Genomic DNA, 20,000 nt, shown 5'->3' with positions numbered 1-20,000 from the left:
CGAATAACATTGTCCGAGTATTATACGAAAAACATTCTAAAAACAAAAGGACGCGTTAGCGTCCTTTTGGATAAGATAGATTAATCATCATTAACGCATGGCTAAAAGCATTTCTTGCGGTTGTTCTAGGTAGTGTTTCCACAGATTACAAAAACGGGCAATCGTACCACCGTCGATCACTCGATGATCGCCAGACCAACTTACTTGCATGATCTTACGTGCTTCAACTTCACCTTTAGCATTAAAACGTGGCAATATTTGTAACTTACCTAACGCAACAATCGCGACTTCGGGCTTGTTAATGATCGGCGTTGCCACCGTGCCACCTAGTGCACCAATATTAGAAATCGAAATAGTGCCATCTTTTAAATCAGCTGGCGATACCCGACCACTGCGTGCTGCGACGGTCAATCGGGTAATATCGGCTGCAATTTCTAAAATTGATTTATTCTGCACATCTTTAACATTTGGCACCAATAAACCGACTTTAGAGTCGACTGCCATACCAATATTATGACGTGACTTGTACGTTAACTCGGTACAATCGGTATTGGGTTGGCTGTTCAATATTGGGAATTCGGTAATGGCTAACGACATGGCCTTCATGAAGAATGGCATCATGGTGAGTTTTACTTCGTCAGTTGAATAACGTTGTTTCATGCTTTCACGCAAGGCAACCAGTTCGGTTAAATCAAACTCTTCACAATAAGTAAAATGAGGGATAGTCGTTACCGACTCAACCATCATTTTTGCCATAATGGCTTTCACACCTTTGATTGGTTCGACTCTATCAGCACTTGATTGACTAACAGTGGTTACTTCAGTCGCCGTAATGGCGGTTGAGGTTGTCACCGTTGGTGCTGTTGAGACTGAAACTCCATTTTGTTGATGGCGTTCAATGTCCTCTTTGTAAACACGTCCATTTTTTCCAGTACCCACAACCATCGCAATATTAATATCGAGCACTCGTGCCATGCGGCGTACTGCAGGACTGGCTAATGCCTTACCTTGGGCGACTGGTTCAATGTTTTCTTGGGGATGAGCAGTTTGAGCTTGAGTGGTAAGTTCAACGGTAACAGCTTGATCATGACTCTGAGCTTCTACTTCAATAGAAAATAATGGCGAGTGCACTTTTGCCAACTGGCCTTTACGGTAGTGCAATTTAACAATTTTACCGGCTTTCATTGCCGGAATTTGCACGAGTGCTTTATCAGTCATCACATCAGCAATAGGCTGGTCTTCAACCACTATATCGCCTTCTTCAACTAACCAATCAACCAATTCACATTCAACAATGCCTTCACCAATGTCTGGCAATAAAAATTCTTCTATGTTTGATTTATTGCTCGTTGGCACATCAATAGTATCAGTATGATGCATCGATGTGTCGTTAACCGGTGTCATGGCTGCTACTGGCGTTTCAGCAACGCTGTCAGTACCTTCACCTTCCATTTCTACTGCATACAATGGCTGATGAACAATGGCAATCTCGCCTTTCGCGTAATAAAGCTTGGTAATTTTTCCAGCATGGGGCGCCGGTATTTGAACTAACGCTTTATCTGTCATTACATCAGCAATGGGTTGATCTTCGGTAACAAAGTCGCCTTCGCTGACCAACCAATCAACCAATTCACACTCAACAACACCTTCGCCGATGTCGGGTAAAATAAAATCTTTAATCATATCTTATTCCTAATACGCCACAGTGGCCTTGATGGCTTCGAAGGTCTTTAACTCATCTGGCATGTATTCTTTTTCGTGAATTAATGGATACGGAGTATCTAATCCACATACGCGGTTGATGGGTGATTCCAACGACAGAAAACATTCTTGTTGGATGGTAGCCGCAATTTCACCGGCAAAGCCACCCGTTAATGGTGCTTCATGGTTTATTAACAAGCGACCCGTTTTAGTCACGGATTTTGCAATAGTCTCGACATCCCAAGGAGATATGGTGCGTAAATCAATAATTTCACATGAAATACCTTCTTTTTCGGCACGTTCACAGGCTTTCTCAACCACTTCCATTTGCGCGCCCCAAGCCAATACCGTGATATCACTGCCCTGCTTGATGACTTGTGCTTTGCCTAACTCGATAATGTAGTCTCCAGCGGGAACTTCGCCAACAGAAGCTCTATACAAACGCTTAGGTTCAAAGAAAATAACTGGGTTAGGGTCGCGAATCGACGCCAACAACAAACCTTTAGCTTGTTCTGGGTTGCGCGGAATAACCACTTTTAAACCAGGCGTTTGCGTAAAATACGCTTCTGGTGATTGTGAGTGATAATGACCACCTGCGATACCACCTCCGTATGGCGTACGGAAGGTTAATCCTCCCACATCAAATTGATTACCACTGCGATAGCGAAATTTTGCTGTTTCATTGACGATTTGATCGAATGCCGGGAAAATATAATCGGCAAATTGAATTTCTGCCACGGCGGTCATGCCATATGATGCTAAACCATTAGCAAAACCGGCAATACCTTGTTCAGTTAATGGCGTATTAAAGCATCGATCACGACCGAACTGCTCTTGCAAGCCTGATGTAGCACGAAATACACCACCAAAGTGGCCAACATCTTCACCAAAAATCACCATGCGCTCGTCAGCAGTCATGGCTATTGATAACGCCTCATTGATGGCGTGTAACATATTCATTTGAGCCACGGTTAGAGTCTCCCTGCGCTTTTTGGATAGGCTTTTGGATACTTACTGATGTGTTCTTTCAATTCTTTCAGCTGTTTTCTTAACGCTGGAGTCGGCTTATCAAGCACATCTTCGATAATTTCGTCTAGTTTCGGTATCGGTAACTTTTCAGCCACTTTTACCGCGGCTAAAACCTCTTCGCGATAACGTTCAAATAATTTGGCTTCATCAGCTTCGGTCAGCCAATCTTTGTTCACCATCCACAATTTAAAGCGTTTTACTGGATCGTGTTGTTGCCATTTAGCCTCTTCTTCTTTTGAGCGATATCCCGATGGGTCGTCTGATGAAGAATGCGCCCCCAAACGATAAGTCATGGCTTCGATTAATACTGGTGCATTATGTTCTAGTGCATGAGCTCGAGCTTGTTGTGTGGCAGCTAACACCGCGAGCATGTCATTCCCATCAACACGGATAGTGTGCATCCCATAACCCACACCACGACTAGCAATACCGTTTCCGGCATATTGCTCTTCAGTAGGAGTAGAAATAGCATAACCATTGTTACGACAAAAAAAGATGGTTGGAGACTTAAGCACTGCAGCCATATTTAAACCGGCATGAAAATCACCTTCTGACGCAGCGCCTTCACCAAAATAACAAATGGCTACATTACGTTTGCCTTGTAACTTCATACCATAGGCAACACCTGTGGCTTGTGGAATTTGAGTGGCCAGTGGCGATGAAATGGTTTGGTAATTCAGTTCGCGACTGCCGTAATGAATCGGCATTTGACGACCTTTACCTAAATCTTTCTCGTTACTGAACATTTGATTCATAAATTGTTCAGTCGTAAAACCACGATAACGCAATGAGGCGTGCTCACGATATTGGGCCAAAATGACGTCGTCTTTATCAAGCGCTGCTGTGCTGCCAATAATTGAGGCTTCTTCACCAGTACAGGTCATGTAAAAACTAATTCGTCCTTGACGCTGCGCACCCAACATACGCTCGTCTAATACTCGTGTAAAAACACAAGTATCAAAGATTTTGTCGGCCAGAGCCTTATCGATTACTGGTAGAACCGCATTTTCATAAGTGGTGCCATCAGCTTGCAAAATACGCAAAATGGGGATGTGCAATGACGCTTTGTCTAAGAAGCTGACACGGTGCACTGTTTCATTGGTCAGTGGTGCGTTGCTCATATTATGCTCTTGTTATTGTTGAGCCCTGTTCAACATAAACATGGCTCTATTTATACTATGCGAGTAGACATTACGTTAACGTAAACTACCTATCAATACTTACTCTCACTGTAAACGTATTTTACTCACGATTAACATGTATATATTGCTTTACGACTATTCAATTTTCTCACTTAACGCTGGTACTAAACATAAAACAGTTCGCTGACCAATAGGCACATTTGCATTCGGAAATACGATTGCTTCTTGTGGGTGTTCAACTGTAATGGCATTACCGCCTTCTGTCGCTAACACTTCACCTTGACTAAAGGCACTGAAGTTTTCTACATCACCAGCAAAACTAAACTCAAAATCATCAAAGTGCTTATTAATAGAGCGCGATACTTTATATAAGTTCACCCTAGCGGCATCAAACGCTGGTACTTCTAGCACGATTTCAGTGATTAACTTTTCAAGCATAGTATGAGTTTGAATAAAACGACTCATATCGTTTTGGCCAAATGGCATCACTTTACCTAATTCAACGGTGAAAGCATCTGCTTGAAATTGCTCAGACGAATAATAACTGAACGTGGTCGTTGGCTCATGATGAAACAACATAGTATCAACGCCACATGCCGCCAAAAACATAATTTGCTCGCCACTGAAAGCACGACCTGGGCGGTATGGATAAATCGCGAACTTTTCATGCTTTGAGGCACGTATTGCGGTATGTAAGTCGTAATGAATACGTTGATTGTCGCTATTGGCATTGTAAAAGTCTGCCACGTATTGCTCTAACGCTTTGGCACGATGACGCTCTGGATGGCGTAAACCCTCGCCTTTAGAATGCGCGCCGCTAAATAAACGATTCATGTTTTCGTCAATAAAACGAGTTTTGTTGATAATAGCTGCTGGATTACCAATTAAAAATAAACAACGTTGTTTAACGATAATTTTTTCGCTCAAAAGATCATGAATTAATTGATTACATATTTCTATTGGCGCGGTTTCGTTGCCGTGCACAGCACTTGATAACACTATGTCTTTAGTTGATGGGGTATTAGGAGTGAACACAATCACCCCAGTATCAAGCACATCCACGCGAGTGTGATTGCTTAAGATAAAATTGAAACTGCCGTCTATTTTGTCTGGATTAGCTAAAGTATAAGCTAGAAAATCATTATCTTTAATTGGATTAGATAACACTATCAACTCCTTGAATGCTTTTTTTTATGGCATGATTAATCTTACTGTTGCGCTTCACTTAACCTTACAAATTTTGCATGCCTATTTTTATCAGCGGATTCTAGCATAAGCGACAATATTTTTTAATGGAGGCATAAGTTAGATTTATTTATTAATAAAACATTACTTGCAAAAAAAACAAATATTGAACACAATTACGGCCATCTAGACTTCTATAATTTGTTTTAAGGGTTTGTCATGGCGTTAGCAACATTTGGTGCAGGTTGTTTTTGGGGTGTTGAGTATTTTTTCCGTGAAGTTAACGGTGTAATAAACGCTACATGTGGCTACATGGGCGGTAAAGATTCAGCTTTGACTTATAAAGAAGTGAAAACAGGAACCACTGGTCATGCCGAAGTTGTGCAAGTTGAATTTGATCCTGAAGTTATCAATTACAACGAGTTATTAGATGTTTTTTGGAAAAATCATAACCCAACCATGTTGAATATGCAGGGTGGCGACATTGGCACTCAATATCGCAGCACTATCTTTTTTCATGATAAACAGCAAAAAGCCCAAGCCGAAACATCTAAGCTAGCGTTAGCACGCAGTGGTAAATGGGGACAACGTCATATTGTCACTGAAATTGTACCGATTCAAACATTCCACATTGCTGAGGAATATCATCAAAATTATCTTGAGAAGAATAATTTACCAACCTGTCACCTAGTTTACTAAGTTGGATTAATCCGTATCATTATTATGACAAATTTCCGTTTCAAGCTTGTTGATGCAACACATCTCTCAGCTTGAAGCGGATTATTTACACAATAGATAACCACAATCGATTTCCTACACTTAACTTCGCTTTACCCGCCGATGTAAATTCCATACAATCTCATCTATATTGCTTAAGGCAAGTTATTGGAGAACCAAATCATGAGTGAAGCTCGTCACGTTAACCTACTAATTTTAGGTTCTGGCCCTGCCGGCTATACCGCTGCTGTTTATGCTGCACGTGCAAATTTAAAGCCTGTAATGATCACAGGCATGCAGCAAGGTGGTCAATTAACCACAACAACTGAAGTCGAAAACTGGCCAGGTGATGCTGAAGACTTAACCGGTCCGGCATTAATGGAACGGATGCAAAAGCACGCTGAAAAGTTTGATACAGAAATTATTTTCGATCACATCAATGAAGTGAACTTAACTGAACGCCCTTTCCGTTTAAAAGGTGATAATGGCGAGTTTACTTGTGATGCACTCATTATTGCTACTGGTGCATCGGCTAAATATTTAGGCCTTCCATCTGAAGAAGCTTTTATGGGCCGTGGTGTGTCAGCCTGTGCAACCTGCGATGGTTTCTTTTATCGTAACCAAAAAGTGGCAGTGATTGGCGGTGGTAATACCGCTGTTGAAGAAGCGCTTTATTTAAGCAACATAGCTTCTGAAGTTCACTTAATCCACCGTCGCGATACTTTCCGTTCAGAAAAAATTCTGATCAATCGCCTAATGGACAAAGTGGCTAACGGTAATATCATTTTGCATCTTGACCAAACACTTGAAGAAGTGACTGGTAACGACATGGGTGTAACTGGTCTTAAGATGAAAAGTACTAAAGATGGTTCAGTAAGCGATCTTGAAGTAGCGGGTGTATTTGTGGCCATTGGTCACAGCCCAAATACGGGTATTTTTGCAGGCCAATTAGAAATGAATCACGGTTATCTAAAAGTAAACAGTGGCTTAGAAGGTAATGCAACTCAAACCAGCATTGAAGGTGTTTATGCCTGTGGAGACGTAATGGATCAACATTATCGTCAAGCGATTACTTCTGCAGGTACTGGTTGTATGGCGGCATTAGATGCCGAACGTTATCTAGACGCTCAAAAATAATCACCCCGCTAACGCGAGACAAAAAAGAGCAGTTTATCTGCTCTTTTTTATTGTCTGATAAATACCTAAATGGGATATGCACTAACATAACTAATCAACATTAAACTACTTTTTGATAAAACACCGCTTCGGTATCGCCAAGTGGATCTTTGTGAATACTTTTATGTTGAAAAGTCATGCCAAGTTTTTTCATAATAGCGATCGATGCTAAGTTATCTTCTACCGCCAGCGCACTAATATGAGTAACTTCATCTATCGCACTCACCGCCTCCATCACCGCTTGAGCGGCTTCTGTTGCATAGCCTTTTCCCCAACTCACATATTTGAAACGCCAACCTAATTCAAGATCATGCTGTTGTATATCGGTAAAAAAATGCATAGGCCTAACTAACACCCAACCTAAATACTGGCCACTTAATCCGTGTTTATCATTTTCAATACAATTGAGTGCATGAACTTTCCATAATCCCCAGCCTTTATCTGGATTTAAATATTGAGCCAATCGAGGGATCATCACCGTATCTATCTGTTGTTGAGTCGTTTTGTTGCCACCATTTAAAAAGTGCATTACCCGTTCGTCTTGGTCTAGTTCAAATAATAATGCGCTGTCATCAAGAGTCATTAATGATAACTGTAATCTAGTGGTGTTGTTTATGTGCACAATAATATCCCTGTAATTTTAAATGCAATTTACTCACATATCTTTGACACACAAGTTTACACAATGAAACAACAAAAAATAAACATTTCGATTAACATATAAAGTAGAAATAAGACTATTAGCTTTGATATGGCTATCGTCAAATAAATTTATTGCAAAGATAAAGCATTATTAAGAGGAAGGATTGTGGCTACTAAAAAGCAAATCATATTACCCATCATAGTATTAGGCATTGGTATAGCCGGTTTAGTTGGGATAGCTGCATTAAAAAAGCCCCCTGAAGAAAAGCCCCCACTTGATACCACACCATTAGTGTCTGTTGAAACAATAGAATATAAACCCATGACCTTTTCGGTAAGCTCATACGGTGTAGTTGCAGCCAAATATGATACTGAACTTGTTTCGCAAGTTAGCGGTGAAATCATTTATTTAGCCGATAAATTCGTTAAAGGCGGTTTTGTCAAAAAAGGCGAGATATTGGCTAAGATTGATCCAAGTGATTATGACGCTGGATTATTAGATGCACAGGCTAATCTTGCCTCATCAAAAGCCACTATGGTTCAAGAACGTGCTAATGCAGAAGTTGCTATTCGTGAATGGGCAGAAATAACCAGCAGTAAACCAACAGATCTTAGTTTACGTAAACCGCAATTGGCACAAGAATTAGCAAAGTTAAAAAGTGCCGAAGCGGGTTTACTTCGTGCGCAACGTGATCTGGAACGCACCATTATCCGCGCCCCGTATGATGCACTTATTTCCAGCCGTGAAATTGGTTTAGGTGCATACGTCACCACAGGCAGCAAACTTGGCCACGTTTACAATACAGATACAGCAGAAATTCGTTTGCCTTTGGCCGACAAAGAAATGCAATACCTAGATCGAAAAGGCACTCATGCAGAAGTGCGTTTAGTCGGTAACTTTGCTGGAAGTAAACAACAATGGATCGGTAAAATAGTCCGCAGTGAAGGGGTGGTTGACAGTAAAAGTCGAATGACTTATCTGGTTGCTGAAGTTGATGATCCATATGGACTTAACAGCGATAAAAACGAATTACGTTTTGGCACTTATGTAACAGCTCATGTTGAAGGCAATGATGCTGGTAAAGTGGCCATTATTCCACGTCATTTAATCGTCAATGGCTTAGTCGCTGTTATGGATAACGATAAAACATTACGTTATAAACCGGTGACCATTATTCGCCAACAAGGTGCTGACGTAGTTATTTCTGATGGATTAGCATCAGGAACACAAGTGATTACATCTGCACTTGATTATCCAATGGAAGGCATGAAGCTGGCTCTGCCAGAAGATAAAATCCAACAAGAAGAGTCACTAGAAACCGAACAGACTGAACTTGCAATGGAAGGTGAGTAAATATCATGGCAGATACTAATAAAGGCATCATTGCTTGGTTTGCCCGCAATAGTGTGGCAGCAAATTTATTGATGATCATCATCATACTTGGCGGCTTATTAACCGCCAATACCATCCGCAAGCAGTTCTTCCCAGCAGTTGAAGTTAATTGGATACAATTCAGCGCAGTTTATCCAGGTACTGCACCACAAGAAGTGGAAGAAGGCATTACCATTAAAATTGAACAAGCCTTAGAAAGTGTTCAAGGATTAAAACGGGTCATTACGTATTCTAACCGCAATATGGCGCAGGGATATTTTCAGGTTGAAGATGCCTACGACCCACAGGTCGTATTAGAAGAAGTAAAGTCAGAAATTGACTCAATCTCAACCTTCCCCGGCGGCATGGAGCCTCCAAAAGTTGAACGGATTAAATTTCGCCAAGAAGTGATGTATTTAAGCCTTTATGGTGACTTAAACCAAAAGCAACTCAAAGATTTAGGTGAACGCATTAATGATGAAATCATGCAACTGCCTGGCGTTAACATTAGCGAATACTATAGCGGTTTGAGTTATGAAATTGGCATAGAGGTCAGTAAAGACCGTTTGCGCGAATTTGGCTTAACATTTAACGATGTGGCTGAGGCCGTTCGTGGTTATTCACGCAACATGTCTGCTGGACAAATTAAAGCAGAAAATGGCTACATCAATTTACGTGTTCAAAACCAAGCCTATGTTGGTTACGAGTTTGAGCAGCTGCCGTTATTAACCTTAGATGATGGAACTAAGATTTTATTGGGTGATATTGCCAGCGTAAATGATGGTTTTGAAGAAGGCATTCAATACTCAAAATTTAATGGCAAAAATTCAGTGACCTTTTTCATTGGTGCAGCTAAGAATCAAAGTATTACCGATGTTGCTGATACTATTAATAATTTTGTTGAAAAACAACAAAAAATACTACCACAAGGTGTAAAGCTCGAACCTTGGGTAGACATGACTTACTACTTAGATGGTCGTTTACAGTTAATGCTCGACAGCATGAAGAGTGGTGCGATATTAGTCTTTATTATGTTGGCTTTATTTTTACGGGTTCGATTAGCTTTTTGGGTGATGATGGGTCTGCCTGTGTGTTTCTTAGGCACTCTACTCTTTATGCCAATGGGTTTTATCGACGTCACCATTAATGTTATTAGCTTATTCGCCTTTATTTTAGTGCTGGGGATAGTGGTCGACGATGCCATTGTGATGGGCGAAAGCGCCCACAGTGAATCTGAAGAACACGGTCAAAGCATTGAAAGCGTTATTCGCGGCGTTAAAAAAGTCGCTATGCCTGCAACCTTTGGGGTACTGACGACTATTGCAGCTTTCTTACCCATCACAATGGATGACGGCCCTTCATCGGCATTTGGCCAAGCCATTGGTTTTATTGTTATTTTATGCTTATTGTTTTCATTAATAGAATCAAAGTTGATTTTACCTGCGCATTTAGCACATATGAAAAAACCAACAATCGTTAAACCCGGCTCAAAGAACCCAATAGATTGGCTGCGTAACGGCGTCAATTTTGTTCAAGGCAAAATTGATCGTGGTTTAAATATTTTTATTAAATCTGTCTATCGCCCTTCCCTAGAATTAGCCGTTGAGTATCGCTATGCGGTTATTATGCTATTTATTAGTTTGATCTTGCTCTGTGTTGGGCTGTATATGGGCGGTGTCATCCGCTTTATCGGTCAACCTAAAATTCCACATGACTTTCCAAGAGTCACAGTTGAGATGAATGTTGATGCATCAGAAAAGTCGACGCTAGCTGCGGCATTAGCTATTGAGCAGACGTTATATGATGTTGATAAAAAAATAGAACAACAATACGGTCAGAAAATGATTTCTGACATGCAGGTTGATCTAAAAGGGCAAACTACTGCTGAAGTGATGACCAAATTAGTCGACCCATCACTCAGACCAATGGATACTTTTGCTTTAGCTGATTTATGGCGTAAGGCGATGCCACAAATTCCAGGGGTTAAATCGTTCAGCATTCAAGACAGCTTAATAGGCGGCGGTCGTGAAGACGGTGATATTAGCTTCAGACTTGAAGGTAAAGATGAAGCTCAGTTAGTAGCAGCGTCATTAGCCCTTAAAGACAAGCTTAATTCACTTAAAGGCGTCAGCGATGTTAACGACAGTCGTCAATCTAGTGCCAAAGAAGTACAGTTCCAATTGAAACCGTTAGCCAACGCATTGGGCTTAACCTTAGCCAATATTGCTTCGCAAGTGGGGAACAGTTTTTACGGTCTTGAAGCACAGCGTATAATTCGCAATGGTGAAGAGATCAAAGTGATGCTTCGTTATCCAGAAGAACAGCGTAATTCAATTGCACTGGTTCAAGATGTCATGATTAACACCCCACAAGGTGCTGAGTTACCCTTATCTGAAGTGGCGGAAATTAAAGTGGTTCAAGGCGTTAACAGTATCCGCCGCGAAAATGGTAACCGCACCATTAATGTCTGGGCCAATGTTGATGCTGATCAGACAGAACCGTTTAAATTGGCGAAGGATATCCGTGATAACTTTATGCCAGAGTTACTGACAAAATACCCTCGTGTGCATAGTGAAGTTTCTGGCAGTATTCAAGAGCAATTAGACAGCGCAGATACCCAAATGCGTGACTTTATTTTATCGCTATTGCTCATATACAGCTTGTTAGCTATTCCACTACGTTCATATATTCAGCCCGTTATGATCATGTCCGTTATCCCGTTTGGTGTTATCGGATCGGTTATGGGACATCTCATCTTAGGCATAGATTTAAGTGTGTTATCGATGTTTGGTATTATTGCCGCTGCGGGTGTAGTAGTGAATGACTCGCTAGTGATGGTGGACTATGTCAATAACTCCAGAAAAGCTGGCGTGCCGATGAAACAAGCTGTTCTTAATGCTGGTTGCCGCCGTTTTAGGGCTATCATGCTTACCTCATTGACAACATTTATTGGGTTAGTGCCGATTATGGCAGAGACCAGCATGCAAGCCCAAATGGTGATCCCTATGGCGGTATCATTAGCCTTTGGGGTACTGTTTGCGACTGTGGTGACCTTATGCCTCATTCCATGTTTGTATATTGCCATTGAAGACGGAAAAGCATTGATCCGCAAAGTTATCAATATATACGCCCCTGCCCCAGCTAATACTGCAACCGAGCAGTATTAACTCCGGTGGAAATCATCAATACCAGCAAGATTAAATAACAACAATGACAAAGGGCCTTAAAGGCCCTTTTTTGTCGCTGTTTTTTATGACCATGTTCTATTGAAAAGAGTGTATGCGCTAAAATCAACCCTAGCTCATTGCATTTATGCTGCTACTATTAGTGGTTAAAGTTTGGCTGAGCAATTGGTTTTATTAATAAAATATCAACTGACTAAAAATGTATCTTTAAGGTTATTCGGTAAAATATTATGCTAGTCTAGGTTAAACGAATCAGGTCAACCTCACCGTGTTTATTGCTAGCCAACTAAGGTAACAATTTATGAGTCAACGCAGCATTAATGCCTTGTTTAAACCCACTTCAGTAGCGGTTATTGGCGCCTCAAATGGTAATAAGCGCGCGGGTAAAGCAATCATGAAAAACCTGCTTTCTAGCGGTTTTTCTGGACCAATAATGCCCGTCACCCCTAAGTACACAGCAGTTATGGGCGTATTGGCTTATCCCAATATTGAAGCATTACCCATTAAACCCGATTTGGCCATCATTTGTACTAATGCATTAAAAATTCCTCGTATCGTTGAGCGCTTAGCTCAGTTTGGTTGCAAAGTGGCTATTATTATTGCCTCGGGTATGGCATCTCAAACAGACGAAAATGGTAATAACCTACTAGATTTAACCAAACAATATGCCAAGCGATACGGCATGCGTTTGTTAGGCCCAAATAGTCTGGGGATGATTTTACCTACGATAGGGCTTAACGCCAGTTTAGCGCATGCTGGTGCAATTCAGGGGAAGATAGCCTTTGTCTCACAGTCAGCGGCAATCTGCACCACAGTTCTGGATTGGGCCAACAATAAAGGTATTGGCTTTTCATCATTTATATCATTGGGTGATGCCACCGATATTGACTTTGATGAGTTACTTGACTATTTAGGCCGTGACAGTAAAACCAGCGCCATTATGTTGTATATCGATTCGATTAATGAAAAACGTCATTTTTTATCAGCTGCCCGTGCCGCCTCACGTAATAAACCTATTTTTGTGATTAAATCTGGTCGCAGTCGTGAAGGAGTACAAGCTGCAATGCTTCATACTGGTGGCGTTGGCGGCAATGATGCTGTTTATGAAGCAGCCTTTAGACGTGCTGGTATGTTAAGAGTTAATGATTTAATCGAATTGTTTGCAGCAGTTGAAAGTCTTGCTCATTCGGCTCAGCTTAAAGGTGAGCGATTGGTCATTATGAGTAATGGCGGCGGCCCAGCAGTGCTTGCCGCAGATGAATTAATCATAAAAGGTGGTAAATTAGCTAAGTTGTCAGATAAAACCGTCGATGAACTTAATGCTATTTTACCCAGCACCTGGTCTAAACAAAATCCTATCGACATGATTGGCGATGCCGATAGTCAGCGCTATGCAGACACATTAAAAGTTCTGATGAGCAGTAATGATACAGATACTATTCTGGTGCTACATTCACCGTCTGTGTTAGGAGAAAGTGTTGAAATTGCCAACAGTATTATTGACACCATTAATCAACATCCTCATCGACATCGATTAAATATTCTCACTAACTGGAGCGGCGAAGATTCGGCTTATCTTGCCCGCAAGCGTTTCACTAAAGGTGGTATACCGACCTATCGGACCCCAGAAGGTGCAGTGAGAGCCTTTATGCACATGGTTGAATACAGTCGCAACCAAAAATTATTACAAGAAGTGCCGCAGTCAATACCTGATAACATTCCCACCGACAGCAAAACCGCACGAGCATTATTGCAACGCGCATTAGATAATGGTCAAACAGTGGTTGAAACCCATCAAGCCGGAGATATATTAAAAGCTTACGGCCTGAATACCATTGATACTCGTTTTGTTAAAGACGTAGATGAAGCGGTAAATGTTGCCAACCAAGTGGGATATCCGGTGGCATTAAAAGTACAATCGCCCGACTTGCTGTATAAATCTGATGTTCATGGTGTGGTGTTAAATTTAGACTCAGACGAAGATGTTAGTCACGCGGCGCATTCGATTATAGATCGTGTGCATCAAATTAATCCTTCGGCCAAAATTGACGGATTAATTATTCAAAAAATGGCCTTAACTGCTGGCGCGCAAGAAATTAGAGTGTCGGTGATTAATGATCCAGTATTTGGCCCAGCTATCTGTTTAGGTGAAGGTGGATCTGAATGGGACCCGACACGTGATGCTGCCGTTGCCCTGCCTCCGTTGAATATGGCGTTGGCACGTTACATGGTGATCCAAGCGCTTAAAACGCAAAAATTGCATGACCGTCATTTACCACTTGGTCTCGACATGAATGCCTTGTGCGTAATGCTAACTCAAATTTCGCACTTGATAATTGATTGTCCTGAAATAGCTGAAATAGACATTAATCCTGTTTTGGCTGCTGGTGAGAAAATAACATTATTAGACGTTAATATGCGCTTGCATGATACCCCACAAGACAACATTAACCGATTGGCTATTTTGCCTTACCCTAAAGAATTAGAACAATCCACCACCTTAAAAAATGGCCTTCATGTCATGTTAAGACCCATTCTGCCAGAAGATGAACCCAAGCACTTGGACTTTGATAATTCATTAAGTGATGAAGACAGATACAAACGTTATTTTGGAGTCAGATCGCAAATGACCCATGAAGAAATGGCGGTGTTAACTCAAATTGATTATTCACGTGAAATGGCATTTATTGCAACCACTATGACAGAAGATGGTGAAGAGCTTACTTTAGGGGCTGTAAGAGCCTCTATCGACCCCGACAATACTGAAGCCGAGTTTGCCATGGCGGTACGCAGTAATTATCAAGGTATTGGCTTAGGTAAGTTATTGCTTGAAAAACTCATCGCCTACTACAAAACCAACAATACAATTGCATTGACTGGATTTACTATGTTTGAAAATCGTAACATGGCGAATTTAGCTAAATCGCTTGGCTTTACCGTATCATTTGATATGGAAGAACATCTCATTAAAATGCAAATGCAACTTCAACCCAAAGAAAAATAATCGTTATGTTCCTAATCTAAAATAGGATTGATATTTAATCGATTACAAGATGCCAGCAATGACTAAAATGGACTTTATGTCATTGCTATAAGTCATCAATTTTATTTATAGATTCGTTCAAATCCATGTAAAAATGCATTTTTTTGTTCTGCAACGACACAACTCGCCATAAATTTGAATAAATATAACCCTTTTAGTGCTACAGAACGTTTACTGAATATAACAAGGACAAATTGACTAGTTATACCAACCACAATAATTATCTGTTTTAGTATGATTAAAGGTAACATTGAAGTGAATCATTAAAAGGAAAATGTATGCTTAAATTACCACTTTCTCTAACTATATTACTCATCTGTACCACAACGATAATGACTTGTTTATACTCGCCATTTGCCCATGCGGCCAATCCAGAAGGTAAGATAAACATTGTTAGCACAGTAATGAATTCCGATGATTATCAAGCCTTAAGCGCGACCAAAATGTATCCTGTTCCTGAGGCCGGAATGGTGCAACATATTCTCACCTTACCGGCTCTCAATAACGAGCAACAATACCTACTGGAGGTACAAATAGGCCAACAGAAAATGGTGGATTGTAATAAGGTCAGGCTTATCGGAGAAATAAGCAGCTTATCATTGCCTGGTTGGGGATACATTTATTATCAAGTCGACAATATTATTCAAGGCCCTAATACGCTAATGATGTGTACAGAACCCAAAAAAGAAAAATTTATTGTTCTCAATAAAAGTATGACTCAGCCTTATGACAGTCGACAACCGATAGTTTTTTATTTACCTGAAGGTACTGATTTACGTTATCGAGTATGGAAAACTGCAAGCGATTATGTGTTTAGTGGACAATAACCCAATCAATTACAGCTAATAGCCATTTTGTCAGACAAACAGTTGAATGTAGACAGATAATATCTAAACTTATTCATTAGTTCAGTGCCAATATTATCATGTAAGAAAAATCAAACACCAAAATGGTTCATTTTTAATTAAATAACATTATTACACTAAAACAAATCATTCATTAATGCTCAGTTACACTTGATGTGTACAGAACATTAAGCATTGATGTTAATAGCGGCGAACCCTAACGACTTGCATAATTTCAATTTCAAACCCGCCCACAACTTCTTTTGATGGGTAATAAATCAAATTGACTTTATGGTCTAACAAACTCTTGAATCGTTGAGGTCGTTTGTATTTAAATGGCACATCGCAATCTTTAATCATCAAGGTTTGCAAAAACCATTCTCCAACTTGACGCTGAATATGAGATACCACAGTAACGCCTTCACTTTGTATTAACTCACCATGTCGCTCTAACAATATTTCAGGAACAGGTTTCATGAATTTACCTTCTTAACAGTATCCAGAATATCTTGATATCGATAAGCACTAAAACGTCCAAAACCTTCTAATTGCTTAACTTTCAAGCGACTAAACATTGGCATGACCATTCCAGCAAGGAATTTAGCCTGCGTAGCAATGGATGGAGTGGGTAACGATTTTGCCTGAGCCACTAACGTTAATGGTTCAAGCAATGTTGTAACAGTGGCTGAGTCTGGTAACGGAGCCAAAGCTTGTTTTGATAATATTGCAATTTGCCCACGACAAACGCTGCAGTGTCCACAGGCTTGTGGCACCGAGTGATCATCGAAATATTGAGCTAAATTGGCACTTAAACAACGATCAAGCTGAAAAAAATCGACTAGCTTACCAATCCGTACAATTTCTTTATGTTCATTGTCACTAAAATATTGACTGAGTTGCGATGTCAATTGTTGTAATTGCTGCGGGGTTGCTAGTGCCTGCTGTTGTACATCATACACTTGAGTGATTTTTTTTGTTTCAAGAATTATCGAATTCTGATCAGCTAAATAATCTAATGCTGCGACAACCCGCTGTCGATCACAGCCATGTTGTTGATATAAACTATCGAAATCGAGAGCGCCCCATACCTTTTTAAATTGTGTATGGCTAAAAATCTGATTCAGAAACTGCTGGCGATCTTCATTGAATCGACTAAGAATAAGCTGTTGATCTTCTACAAACCGATATTTAAATTCTGCAAAATAAGCATAACTTGGACGGATCACACCTAATAATTCTAATTGCACAAAGAGAGTTTTCAACGGCAATGATCGAATATTACACGCTGTAGACAATGGTGATTCTTGTACTTCCCAACGGCCATTCTCGGTCTCATTCGCGATTATAGTTAACAACTGATCAATATTGTGTGGTTCAGGCGTATCACCGTAAACAAAATTCTCAACAGTATTCAATCCATCTAAGTTAGCTAACGTAACACAATGAGACAAATGTCCATCTCGCCCTGCTCGGCCAATCTCTTGGCTATAATTTTCGATAGACTTAGGTAAATCAAAATGAATAACAAATCGAATATCTGATTTATCAATACCCATTCCAAATGCAATTGTAGCCACTATTACTTGAATTTGATTGTCCATAAATTGTTGTTGAATACGTTGACGGACAGTTTGATCCATACCCGCGTGATAAGCAGCAGCATTGATACCTTGACGTATTAAGTGTGCTGCTACGTCCTCAGCAGTCTTCTGTAAGGTTACATAGACAATACCGGCACCAGTATACTCTTTTACGGTCTCGGCAAGCTGAGCGAGCTTATGCTGCTGGCTGATGGCAATAACTGATAAATCTAAGTTAGCTCGATAAAAACCGGTTTGTATCACCTGTTGTGTTGATAAACCAAAACGCTTAGCCATATCCAATTTAACTTGTTCTGTCGCCGTTGCGGTCAATAGTAAACTTTGAGGAATTGAAAATTCTTGACAGTATTGCGGAATTTTTAAATAGTCGGGCCTAAAATTATGCCCCCATTCAGAAATACAATGCGCTTCATCAACCACCAGCAGAGAAATCGGAACAGACTTAAGGAATTGCCTAAATCGTTCATTCTTAAAACGTTCAACGGACACCATTAAAATCCGTGTGCGTTGCTCACGAACATCACGCATGACTTGTTGAGTTTGATCATAGGTTAAACTTGAATCGATACTGGCAGCCGCAATACCCTTACTTGCTAAAAAAGCCAACTGATCTTTCATCAATGCTAATAAAGGTGAAATAACCAAGGTCAAATGAGGTAATTGCTGGGCACAAAACTGATAACACAATGACTTACCTGAACCTGTCGGAAAAATGGCTAACGCTGAATGACCAGATAATATGGTTTCAATAACCGCTTGTTGGCCTTCTCTAAACCCATCAAAACCAAATTGTTGCTGTAATAATTGATGCAACCCCTGATGATCAAGAGCCAGTGCATTGTCGTCTGCTTTTAAGACTTGTTGGTGTGCTAAAGGGGTCATATAAAATCCTGATAATAACCCCAAATGATAAGGGCCTGTTGATCTTTGCCGGTTAATTTTTGTTCGAGACAAAGCAATTAACGATGTAGGAATTTGACAATGAACAACAAGATTACATTAACGTTTACGGGCAATATATTGGTTGATCAATTGTGTCAGTTTATCTTCAAAACGTTCTTCAATTTCATCAAGGTTTTGACTGAATGATTCAATAAATTTAACGGCTTTGTCGCGTGATAGCACCTTGCCTGCAAGACTGTATTGTATTTCAATCAAGTTTTTGTCAAATCGAGGAGCCAAAAACCAATGGCAAACATCAGAATTCAAGTTAACTAAGGCTTGTTCGGCAACATGACAAAAAGTGTCAATATGATTGACGCCATCAGGTCCTAAGCAACCTGGTTCAAGACGAAACAATATCACTAGTTTTTTAGTGCTAATTTCTCTTGCACTGTTTATCAACTCTTCCATAGCGTTTACGACAAAGTCCTTAGTAAAAAATTTATAATGTAAATTTGAGCTTCCAATGATACAGATAAACTCAAGCCATAGGCGTTCAGTTAGCATCTCGCAATCAAACTCAATATGCAAATATTTAACAGCTAGTAATCTATTTTTAGGGAAAAAATCGACTATTCAACGTCATTTTGACTGGCTTTGAGCGCTAGATTGAATGCATCAATAAACTCAGAAATTGGTATTATGGTCTCTTTTAAACGACGATTACGTCCCAACAACGAAGATTCAACAAACAGATCAAACCAAGTGGCTAATGCTAATCCGTTTTGCGGTTCTTGAGCTGCCGTTAATGCCAATGCCGCGACTTCAGCGGTACCGAGCTGAAAATCATGACTTCCTTTACGTAGCGCATAAGTTGCTAAGGTATCTGGTGCGAACGATAACACTGGCATTTTCTGCAAATACGGGCTTTTACGATACATTTTGATTGCTTCACGCCAACTACCATCAAGCATTACCAACAGTGGGGTTTTAGTTTGACCTTGTTCAATTGATAAGTCTGCGGCCGTTATTTGTTCCACAATGACTTGATCGCTCTCAACATATTGTTGGGGAAATACTAAAAATGGTTGGTATTTCGGATGATCTAATAACGCTAACATTGCACTATCTGTATCTGTTCTAGTCCATAAGAACGCATGAGTGTCCGGAATTAAGTCAGCAATTAAACGGCCACTATTGGTGGGTTTTAAGACTTCATCGTTATACATTATCAACATAAAGCTGACGTTTGTATTTAAATATTGACGATATTGACAGGTACAAAATAATTCACCCAAACGGCACAAATTACACCTAATTAGCTTTTTTCCGCGGGCACCATAAGGTTTTGTCGACAGTGATTTACGGTATTCATACAAACGATGAACAGCATGAATAGGAGGCTTGCGCACTTTGGCTGACGTTTCTGACATTTAAAGGCTCTGAGATGAAAAAAATTCACCACCAATGTTGGTGGTGA

Annotated in this window: 15 protein-coding genes; 6 read left to right on the top strand and 9 right to left on the bottom strand. The window is 40.3% G+C overall.

Going from position 1 to position 20,000, the window contains the following annotated elements:
• Positions 1 to 90: 90 nt before the first annotated feature.
• The 4 genes from FCN25_RS19775 to astE all read right to left on the bottom strand — a co-directional run bounded on the left by FCN25_RS19775 (position 91) and on the right by astE (position 5,039).
• The gene (locus FCN25_RS19775) at positions 91 to 1,683 is read right to left on the bottom strand and encodes a dihydrolipoyllysine-residue acetyltransferase (protein WP_137227067.1); all 1,593 of its coding nucleotides are present in this window, start codon (positions 1,681 to 1,683) and stop codon (positions 91 to 93) included.
• 9 nt (positions 1,684 to 1,692) lie between these two features.
• Positions 1,693 to 2,670 carry an alpha-ketoacid dehydrogenase subunit beta gene (locus FCN25_RS19770; protein ID WP_137227066.1) on the bottom strand — a complete coding sequence of 326 codons (978 nt, stop codon included), beginning with the start codon at positions 2,668 to 2,670 and terminating at the stop codon, positions 1,693 to 1,695.
• A gap of 2 nt (positions 2,671 to 2,672) precedes the next feature.
• Positions 2,673 to 3,851 (bottom strand): thiamine pyrophosphate-dependent dehydrogenase E1 component subunit alpha, encoded by a 1,179-nt coding sequence (locus tag FCN25_RS19765; protein ID WP_137227065.1) that lies wholly within the window; start codon positions 3,849 to 3,851, stop codon positions 2,673 to 2,675.
• 156 nt (positions 3,852 to 4,007) lie between these two features.
• Entirely contained in the window at positions 4,008 to 5,039 is a 1,032-nt protein-coding gene (gene astE, locus FCN25_RS19760; RefSeq protein ID WP_137227064.1) for a succinylglutamate desuccinylase, read from the bottom strand.
• A 237-nt stretch (positions 5,040 to 5,276) separates the two neighbouring features.
• On the opposite strand from astE, the gene msrA reads away from it, so the two are divergent.
• Positions 5,277 to 5,756 (top strand): peptide-methionine (S)-S-oxide reductase MsrA, encoded by a 480-nt coding sequence (gene msrA, locus FCN25_RS19755; protein WP_137227063.1) that lies wholly within the window; start codon positions 5,277 to 5,279, stop codon positions 5,754 to 5,756.
• Positions 5,757 to 5,957: 201 nt separating this feature from the next.
• Entirely contained in the window at positions 5,958 to 6,911 is a 954-nt protein-coding gene (trxB, locus tag FCN25_RS19750; protein ID WP_137227062.1) for a thioredoxin-disulfide reductase, read from the top strand.
• 100 nt (positions 6,912 to 7,011) lie between these two features.
• Here the strand turns inward: trxB and FCN25_RS19745 are convergent, their stop codons facing one another.
• Positions 7,012 to 7,572 (bottom strand): GNAT family N-acetyltransferase, encoded by a 561-nt coding sequence (locus tag FCN25_RS19745; protein ID WP_137227061.1) that lies wholly within the window; start codon positions 7,570 to 7,572, stop codon positions 7,012 to 7,014.
• 186 nt (positions 7,573 to 7,758) lie between these two features.
• Here FCN25_RS19745 and FCN25_RS19740 point away from each other — a divergent pair, with 186 nt between their 5' ends.
• The 4 genes from FCN25_RS19740 to eco all read left to right on the top strand — a co-directional run bounded on the left by FCN25_RS19740 (position 7,759) and on the right by eco (position 16,019).
• Entirely contained in the window at positions 7,759 to 8,946 is a 1,188-nt protein-coding gene (locus FCN25_RS19740) for an efflux RND transporter periplasmic adaptor subunit (RefSeq protein WP_137227060.1), read from the top strand.
• Between the two features lie 5 nt (positions 8,947 to 8,951).
• Entirely contained in the window at positions 8,952 to 12,131 is a 3,180-nt protein-coding gene (locus tag FCN25_RS19735; RefSeq protein ID WP_137227059.1) for an efflux RND transporter permease subunit, read from the top strand.
• 319 nt (positions 12,132 to 12,450) lie between these two features.
• Entirely contained in the window at positions 12,451 to 15,153 is a 2,703-nt protein-coding gene (locus FCN25_RS19730; RefSeq protein ID WP_137227058.1) for an acetate--CoA ligase family protein, read from the top strand.
• 317 nt (positions 15,154 to 15,470) lie between these two features.
• Positions 15,471 to 16,019 carry a serine protease inhibitor ecotin gene (eco, locus tag FCN25_RS19725; protein ID WP_137227057.1) on the top strand — a complete coding sequence of 183 codons (549 nt, stop codon included), beginning with the start codon at positions 15,471 to 15,473 and terminating at the stop codon, positions 16,017 to 16,019.
• 219 nt (positions 16,020 to 16,238) lie between these two features.
• Here the strand turns inward: eco and FCN25_RS19720 are convergent, their stop codons facing one another.
• The 4 genes from FCN25_RS19720 to FCN25_RS19705 all read right to left on the bottom strand — a co-directional run bounded on the left by FCN25_RS19720 (position 16,239) and on the right by FCN25_RS19705 (position 19,932).
• Positions 16,239 to 16,514, bottom strand: a complete 276-nt coding sequence (locus tag FCN25_RS19720; protein ID WP_137227056.1) for a hypothetical protein — start codon at positions 16,512 to 16,514, stop codon at positions 16,239 to 16,241.
• Positions 16,511 to 18,520, bottom strand: coding sequence for an ATP-dependent DNA helicase RecQ (locus tag FCN25_RS19715; protein WP_254693691.1), 2,010 nt, complete (start codon positions 18,518 to 18,520; stop codon positions 16,511 to 16,513). Before FCN25_RS19715 ends, FCN25_RS19720 begins: the two co-directional genes overlap by 4 nt.
• A gap of 117 nt (positions 18,521 to 18,637) precedes the next feature.
• Entirely contained in the window at positions 18,638 to 18,991 is a 354-nt protein-coding gene (locus tag FCN25_RS19710; protein ID WP_137227055.1) for a hypothetical protein, read from the bottom strand.
• Positions 18,992 to 19,152: 161 nt separating this feature from the next.
• Positions 19,153 to 19,932, bottom strand: a complete 780-nt coding sequence (locus FCN25_RS19705; protein WP_137227492.1) for a tRNA-uridine aminocarboxypropyltransferase — start codon at positions 19,930 to 19,932, stop codon at positions 19,153 to 19,155.
• Positions 19,933 to 20,000 lie beyond the last annotated feature (68 nt).

The sequence above is a fragment of the Shewanella sp. MEBiC00475 genome (assembly GCF_005234075.1).
Lineage (GTDB): Bacteria > Pseudomonadota > Gammaproteobacteria > Enterobacterales > Shewanellaceae > Shewanella > Shewanella polaris.
The sequence above is the reverse complement of the archived record's forward strand: the minus strand, read 5'-3'. Positions and strand labels throughout refer to the sequence as shown.